Source organism: Kitasatospora sp. NPDC032121, assembly GCF_055580145.1.
Genome location: NZ_JBVILX010000032.1, coordinates 1 through 5937 on the forward strand (window position 1 = coordinate 1; position 5937 = coordinate 5937).

The 5937-nt window shown below is 68.8% G+C and carries 4 protein-coding genes and 3 pseudogenes; 6 read left to right on the forward strand and 1 reads right to left on the reverse strand.

What is annotated here, in order from left to right; all coding sequences use genetic code 11:
* From ACZ5OX_RS37915 to ACZ5OX_RS37925, 3 genes and pseudogenes are all read left to right on the forward strand, one after another.
* A pseudogene (locus tag ACZ5OX_RS37915) lies at nt 1–651 on the forward strand (hypothetical protein); the annotation flags it as partial.
* 1 nt (nt 652) lies between these two features.
* Nucleotides 653–1231 carry a hypothetical protein gene (locus tag ACZ5OX_RS37920; RefSeq protein WP_465636587.1) on the forward strand — a complete coding sequence of 193 codons (579 nt, stop codon included), beginning with the start codon at nt 653–655 and terminating at the stop codon, nt 1229–1231.
* Nucleotides 1232–1820: 589 nt separating this feature from the next.
* Nucleotides 1821–1976 (forward strand): annotated as a pseudogene (locus ACZ5OX_RS37925) (IS982 family transposase); the annotation flags it as partial.
* Nucleotides 1977–2000: 24 nt separating this feature from the next.
* On the opposite strand, the gene ACZ5OX_RS37930 reads toward ACZ5OX_RS37925, so the two are convergent.
* Nucleotides 2001–2387 carry an Imm32 family immunity protein gene (locus tag ACZ5OX_RS37930; protein WP_465636588.1) on the reverse strand — a complete coding sequence of 129 codons (387 nt, stop codon included), beginning with the start codon at nt 2385–2387 and terminating at the stop codon, nt 2001–2003.
* 220 nt (nt 2388–2607) lie between these two features.
* Between ACZ5OX_RS37930 and ACZ5OX_RS37935 the strand changes: the two genes are divergently transcribed.
* From ACZ5OX_RS37935 to ACZ5OX_RS37945, 3 genes and pseudogenes are all read left to right on the forward strand, one after another.
* Nucleotides 2608–2919, forward strand: coding sequence for a hypothetical protein (locus ACZ5OX_RS37935; RefSeq protein ID WP_465636589.1), 312 nt, complete (start codon nt 2608–2610; stop codon nt 2917–2919).
* Nucleotides 2920–3125: 206 nt separating this feature from the next.
* A pseudogene (locus ACZ5OX_RS37940) lies at nt 3126–4332 on the forward strand (MMPL family transporter); the annotation flags it as partial.
* Between the two features lie 601 nt (nt 4333–4933).
* Nucleotides 4934–5698 carry a hypothetical protein gene (locus ACZ5OX_RS37945; RefSeq protein ID WP_465636590.1) on the forward strand — a complete coding sequence of 255 codons (765 nt, stop codon included), beginning with the start codon at nt 4934–4936 and terminating at the stop codon, nt 5696–5698.
* The last annotated feature ends 239 nt before the right edge of the window (nt 5699–5937 follow it).

Here is a 5937-nt window from a genome sequence, read left to right on the forward strand (position 1 = left end):
CGCGGTTCACGGGTCGAGTCACCGGTTGATTGTCTATCGTCGAGAGCGCGGCCTGAGGCATTCGGACACTTCCAATACCCGACTCCACCATCAGCCCGCCCCGGCGGCGCCCAGGCCGCCCTGCTCGCCGAAGTCGGAAAGCTGGAAGCCGAACGCAACAAGGACCTCACCTGGCAGGTCTGGCAGGACTACAAGGCCGGCCGGATGCCCTCCGGCCCCGGCGCCAAGAGCTTGCTCGACTACTTCGCCTTCGTCGACAGCCGGGCCAGCGGCGACCCTGGAGCCCCGGCCACCAGACGCGGCGACCAGGAGGTGATGAACCTCCTGGCCCGACGTGCCAAGACCCTGCACCTGGGCACCGCGAACTACTGCTGGTTCGCCGATCCCTCCAAGGCCCTGTGCCTCAAGCTCGCCGGCACACCGGCCGCTGACCAGCCCCTGGTAGGGATGTGCGACGCCGCGCGCTGCCCGCAGGCCACCCACCACCCCTGCCACCGGCCCGTCTGGGCCGCCAGCGCCGAGAACAAGAAGGCGTTCATCGCCGCGATCGGCCGCAGCCAGCGAAGCGAGAAGACCCGGCTGCAGCAGGAACTCGACCGCGACCTGCGAGTCCTGGCAGCCATCGATACCGCCGACAAGAGCGGAGCGTGAGATGGCCCGCATCACCGAACAAGCCCGCGCCCGCAACGAGAACGCCATCCGCTCTGCCATGGACCGACTGCTGCGCGGCGACGTACCCGACGGCGGCCGGTGCGACCTCAAGACTCTGGCCGCCGAGGCTGGCGTCACCCGGACCGCCTTCTACCAGAAGAAGGACCGCGATGGCACCACCAGGCCGGGCCCCTACCAGCACCTCGCCGAGGAGTTCACTCGTCGACTGAAGGCGATGCAGAGCGCTGGAGCGATTCCGGACCCCCGAGACTCCCAGGTCGCTCGCTTGAAGGACGCCAACGCCGCCCTGGCCCAGAGGCTACAAGCCAAGGAACAGCAGCTCAAGGAACTCGTGGCCTTCCGACAACTCGCTCTCTCCCGGCTCACCGCTCAGCACCTTGAGATCGAACGGCTACGCGCCCAACACTCGACGCGGACGCAGGCGTCCACCCAGACGGCCTTGCGGGTGCTGCCTGACGCAGCCCTGGGGGCGGTGATGTCCATCACGTCAGGAGCGACCGCGAGGCGGCAAGAAAGCGACAGTGCCGGGCGACTCGATACGAGCAGGCCTCCCTGCTGAGAACCCCTATCGGAATGCGGTTCGGCCGAGGACCCCGCTGCCAGCGGTGCGTGTGGAGTCGCCATGACAGGATCCGGCTGTGACGTGCGATGTGTGTGGACACGAGATGCGGCAGGCACCGGTATCGGAACCGCGAATGGCATGGGACTTGCCAGTCAAGGAGCGGTGGTTCTGCTCCTGGTGCTACGCGTGGACCGAGCTGGGACACGACCCCGGTGAGGTTTCCCGGCCGCAGTACCAGCCTATGTACGGGCGCTGGGAGCGGGCAGACTCACCGTCGCTGCCTCAGGACATGGCACACGCCTATGACACGGCCTATGCCTACACGGATTCCGGCGCGACCCTGTGCGGCATACAGCACGACGGCCTCTCCGTCTCTCCCTACCTGTGGGTGCCGGATTGGGCCAACGCCTGTGGCGCCTGCAAGAAGACGGCGACCGTCATCGACCGGCGCTGGCCGCTGGAGATGCGAGGTGGGAAGCGCGTTAACCCCACGCCTCCCCCCGGTTCCTGTTGGCCTCCCTTCTAGCTAGACGAGTGGCTCCGAAGTTCCGCCGCGTCAAACGGGGGAGGGTGCCCACCGCCAGCCAAAGGGCCGCTTGACCTGGAACAACAAGGTGGCCGAACCTTCGAGGGCGTCGCGGTCCGGGTCGCGCAGCGCGTCCTGGCGATGACCGCCGGGATCTGGCACAACAACAAGATCGGTGCACCGGTCACCCGGTCGCTGGTCGCCTACGATCACTGACCCGTATCGACGGGCCGCCCCCGTTCACCGGATGGGCATGCCTCCATGCGGGCTGTTGACCACCAACGGCAGAGATCCCTCGACCAGGTAGGGGTGATCAGGGAAGTAGTCGACATGGAGGTGGCCGCCGTCCTCGGCAGCGGCCATGGCACGCAGGTTGTCCGCGAATACGGCCCGAGCGGCGGAGTCACCGCTGATCACAAGAATCTGCCGCAGGGAGTCGAGGTGGACACGGACCCCAGGACCGGAAGTCTTCCCGACCTCGACCCCCGCCAAATCGTGGCTGCCGGGCGAAGACGTCGAGCTGAACTGCCCCTCGCCCTCGGCCACCGCGGCTGCCAAGCGGTTCAGTTCTTCCGCCGAGGCGGTGAGATCCACCTCGCCGTAAACGGGGTCGCGGACGAGTCTCACTGGTCAGCCCTCCTTCAAGATCGAACTCCCATGATGCCAGCCGGCCGCCAGACGCGATTCCGCACTTGGGATCTACTCGTCTAGGACTGCCCACTCGATGATCCGAGCGCTCCACCTTCGGCAGCAACGGCTCGATCACCGCCCCACAGCTCGTCATCGACATGCCACGGCTTCGGCCGAGCCATGACTCACCCCCGAACTAGCTTGCGTCCTACGTGACATGTTGTTTGCGGGACACGGGCCTGCCAGAACAAACACGGGCGACCAGCTGCTCGTCACCAACAAGAAGCTCGGCGCCGCGTTCTACGTCGACGACCGCGCGCTCGCCTTCGCGGGCGACTGGCACGTGACTCTCCCCGAGGCGCTGCGCCGCATCGGCGAGGGCCACGTCCCGGTGGCGGGGCTCGGTGCGGACCTCCGTGCGTTGACGATCCGCCAGCCCTGGCTCTCAGGTTCTCTCGGGGTCATCGGTCCTGGCGCGGGCTCTCCTAGAGTCTCCGCAGCTCAGTGGCTTGGAATCGGAACCTACTGATCCCAACACGTGTCGTGCAAGGAGGCTCGCTCGCAAGACGCTCGGCCGTTGTCCGGGTCTTCTTCAGGGTGAGGCGCCCCGTCGCGGAGCATCCGAAGGGCATCAACGGCGGCGACGCCTCCCCCTGCCGTCCACTGACTGGTGGACCTCAGGTTCAACCGGCTGGGCGTGTCGGGTTCTGCCCTTGGCAGACCAGGATCTCGGGTATGAGTCAACTCCCTGTCCAGATAGCCCGATGGAGCGCCCGGCACGCGTGGCGTGCGATCGCCGGCTGGTTCGCGTTCGTCATTCTGTGCCTCGGCATCGGCATCGCGGTCGGCTCCCACGAGGCCACTACCGAGGATTACCGGGTCGGTGAGGCGGGGCGGGCCGAGGCGATCGCCAGCACGGCCGGCATGCAGCAGCGGCCGACCGAGCAGGTCATCATCCACGCCAGGTCCGGACCGCTGGACACCGCCGCCGCCGCTTCGGCGGCGCAGGACCTCATCGAGTGGATGCGCAAGCTTCCCGAGGTGCAGGGCGTGGCAGCTCCGGTCAGCTCCAAGGACGGCCAGGTCGTCAGGGTTCCGGTGGTCCTCAACGGCCCCGAGCTGGACGGCAAGAAGAACGTCGGCCCGCTCCTCGCCCAGACGGCGAAGGTCCAGGACGGCCACCCGAACCTCGTCGTGGAGGAGACCGGCTCCCCGTCCATCAGCAAGGGCGTCAACGACCAGCGCGGGAAGGACCTCGCGCTCTCCGAGCGCATCACCCTGCCGGTCACGCTCATCACGCTGCTGATCGTCTTCGGATCGGTGGTCATGGCCGGCGTGCCGTTGCTGCTCGCGCTCTCATCGATCGCCGCCGCCCTGGGACTGTCGATGGTCGCGTCCCATCTGCTGCCCGACCCCGGGGTCGGGACCAACATGATCCTGCTCATCGGCCTGGCGGTGGGCGTCGACTACACGCTCTTCTACCTCAAGCGCGAACGCGAGGAACGGTCCCGCGCCGGCGGGCGGCTCAGCTCCGAGGCCCTGGTGGAACTGGCGGCGGTGACCGCGGGCCGGGCCATCGTGGTCTCCGGTCTCGCCGTGATCGTCTCCACCGCGACCCTCTACCTGGCCACGGACGTCATCTTCTCCTCGCTGGCGACGGGCACGATCCTGGTCGTGGCGGTCGCCGTGGCCAGCTCCCTGACCGCGCTTCCCGCGCTCCTGGTGAAGATCGGCCACCGCACCGGAGCTGCGTGCGGCCCGCCGCGCGGCCCGCGGCAAGCCGGTCCGCACCAAGCGGGCCGAGGCCGAGACGGGCCGGGTGTTCGGCGCCCTGCTGAGGCCCGCGCGACGGCACCCCGCCCTCACGCTGGGCGTATCAACGCTGGTCATGCTCGCCCTGGCGGCACCCGCGCTCGGCCTCAAGCTCGTCGACCCGGGCAAGGGTCGCGGGTGGAGGACTGGATCGTCCATCGCACGGCGTACGGCCGTCTGAGGTACAGCCCGGCAGTCGATCCGGTCTTCCTCGACCTTGGTCTTGCGATCCGCTCCCAGTGGGCCGGAGACGTCAACCTCACCCGCCCACTCTTCCTGCTCCACGACTGGTTGGACCTCTGGCACTCACTGCCCAATGAGGAGTGGGACTACCGGTAGGACGTCACCCCGCCTCCACGGCAGCCCTGGTACCGGCTCCGAAATCCGATGGATTCCCTGTTGCGGGAGAGGCACAATCCCGGGAAACCGCAGCGGGGGGAGCTTGTTTGGACGTGTTCGCATGTGCCGGGTGCTGCACCGAGTTGACGGCACCGGTGTCCCAGGTCGGGCTCCCCGTCCACACCCACCACGGTGCCTGGGAGGAACTTCACCCTCCACTGATGGAGCCGGGGACGTACGCCGTCGACCCGTTGCCCACCGGACCGCCCTGGCGGTTGTGGCAGGACGTGGGAGAGGAAGTAGCTGCCCGGCAAGGGGTGTACGCCCCGGTGTACTCCGTCTCCTTCGGCGCGCGGGGCAGGATCGTCATCGCGCCCGGTGACTCCCGGTCAATGACTCTGATCCTGGAGAAGTGCGAGGGCTACTGCCGGGGCGTGGACGGCCGGGCCGGGCCCAATCTGGCCTGTGTGGGGTGCGGACGGGCCGTGGCGACGCGGATCGACGACTGCGGCTCGTGGCAGACGGTGTGGCTGGAGCCCGACGCGGTCGTCCGCCGGCCCTCGGGGCTCCCGGACAACCCGCTGCCCGACTGGGCAGACCTGGAGCGTGCCGAACACCGCGTCCTGCCCGTCGAACCCGACGGGTCGTGGAGCCGCCGCTGGGAGGCCGCGGTCGGCGTCGCGCTGGCCCACCTCGTGGCGGCCACCGAGAACCACCCGGTGACCCTCCCCGCCGGCCCCGTCGCCGAGCTGCTCGGTCACGCCGTGGCCCGCTACCTCCCGTCCGGGCCCGACCCCCGCTCGGTGGGGTTGGCCGGCCCGGGCATCCCCGAGCCCCGGCCCCGCCCCGATGTCCTCCTCGTTCCCCGCCACCCCGGCACGGGCGAGCCGTGGCGCCCACCCGACTGCGAGGCGACGGTAGTGCCCCTGGACAGTGGAGTCTGGGCGTACCTCACCAGCCCCGGGGAGGAGACCTCGCCGACGCCCGCCACCGGGAGACTCCCGGCAGGTGTCCTGCGCGACGACTACCCGCTACCTCCGCTCCCCTGGTACCCCCTGGAACCCCACGACGGCGCCTTCAGGGACACCCTGGCCGGGCTGCCCGCGATCCGTAGCCCCAGGCTGCGCAGGTATCACGACGCCGCGTACCGATCGTGAGCGCCCGTTGGGCTTTGTGGGGCATCGGGCTCGTCCCAGCGTCCGTGCCTCCGGGGTCGCATAACGGACAGAACTGAAAGCCCCCCATAAGTTCACCGCCCGGCCCGAAGGCCGGCCTGGGTCATGAATCCAGGTCGGATTCCAGTCTGAGGTTCAGGGCACAAAGGGGGTCTGCTGCCTCCGACAGTGGAAAGTCCTGAGGGAAGAAACCCCCCCTTTTCCTCGGGGGCTGTTCTTCC

Bases quoted from the DNA above. Each gene is read 5' to 3' on its own strand.
- ACZ5OX_RS37920 (WP_465636587.1), top strand. From the start codon at position 653: ATGGCCCGCATCACCGAACAAGCCCGCGCCCGCAACGAGAACGCCATC.
- ACZ5OX_RS37935 (WP_465636589.1), top strand. From the start codon at position 2,608: ATGTTGTTTGCGGGACACGGGCCTGCCAGAACAAACACGGGCGACCAG.
- ACZ5OX_RS37945 (WP_465636590.1), top strand. From the start codon at position 4,934: ATGACTCTGATCCTGGAGAAGTGCGAGGGCTACTGCCGGGGCGTGGAC.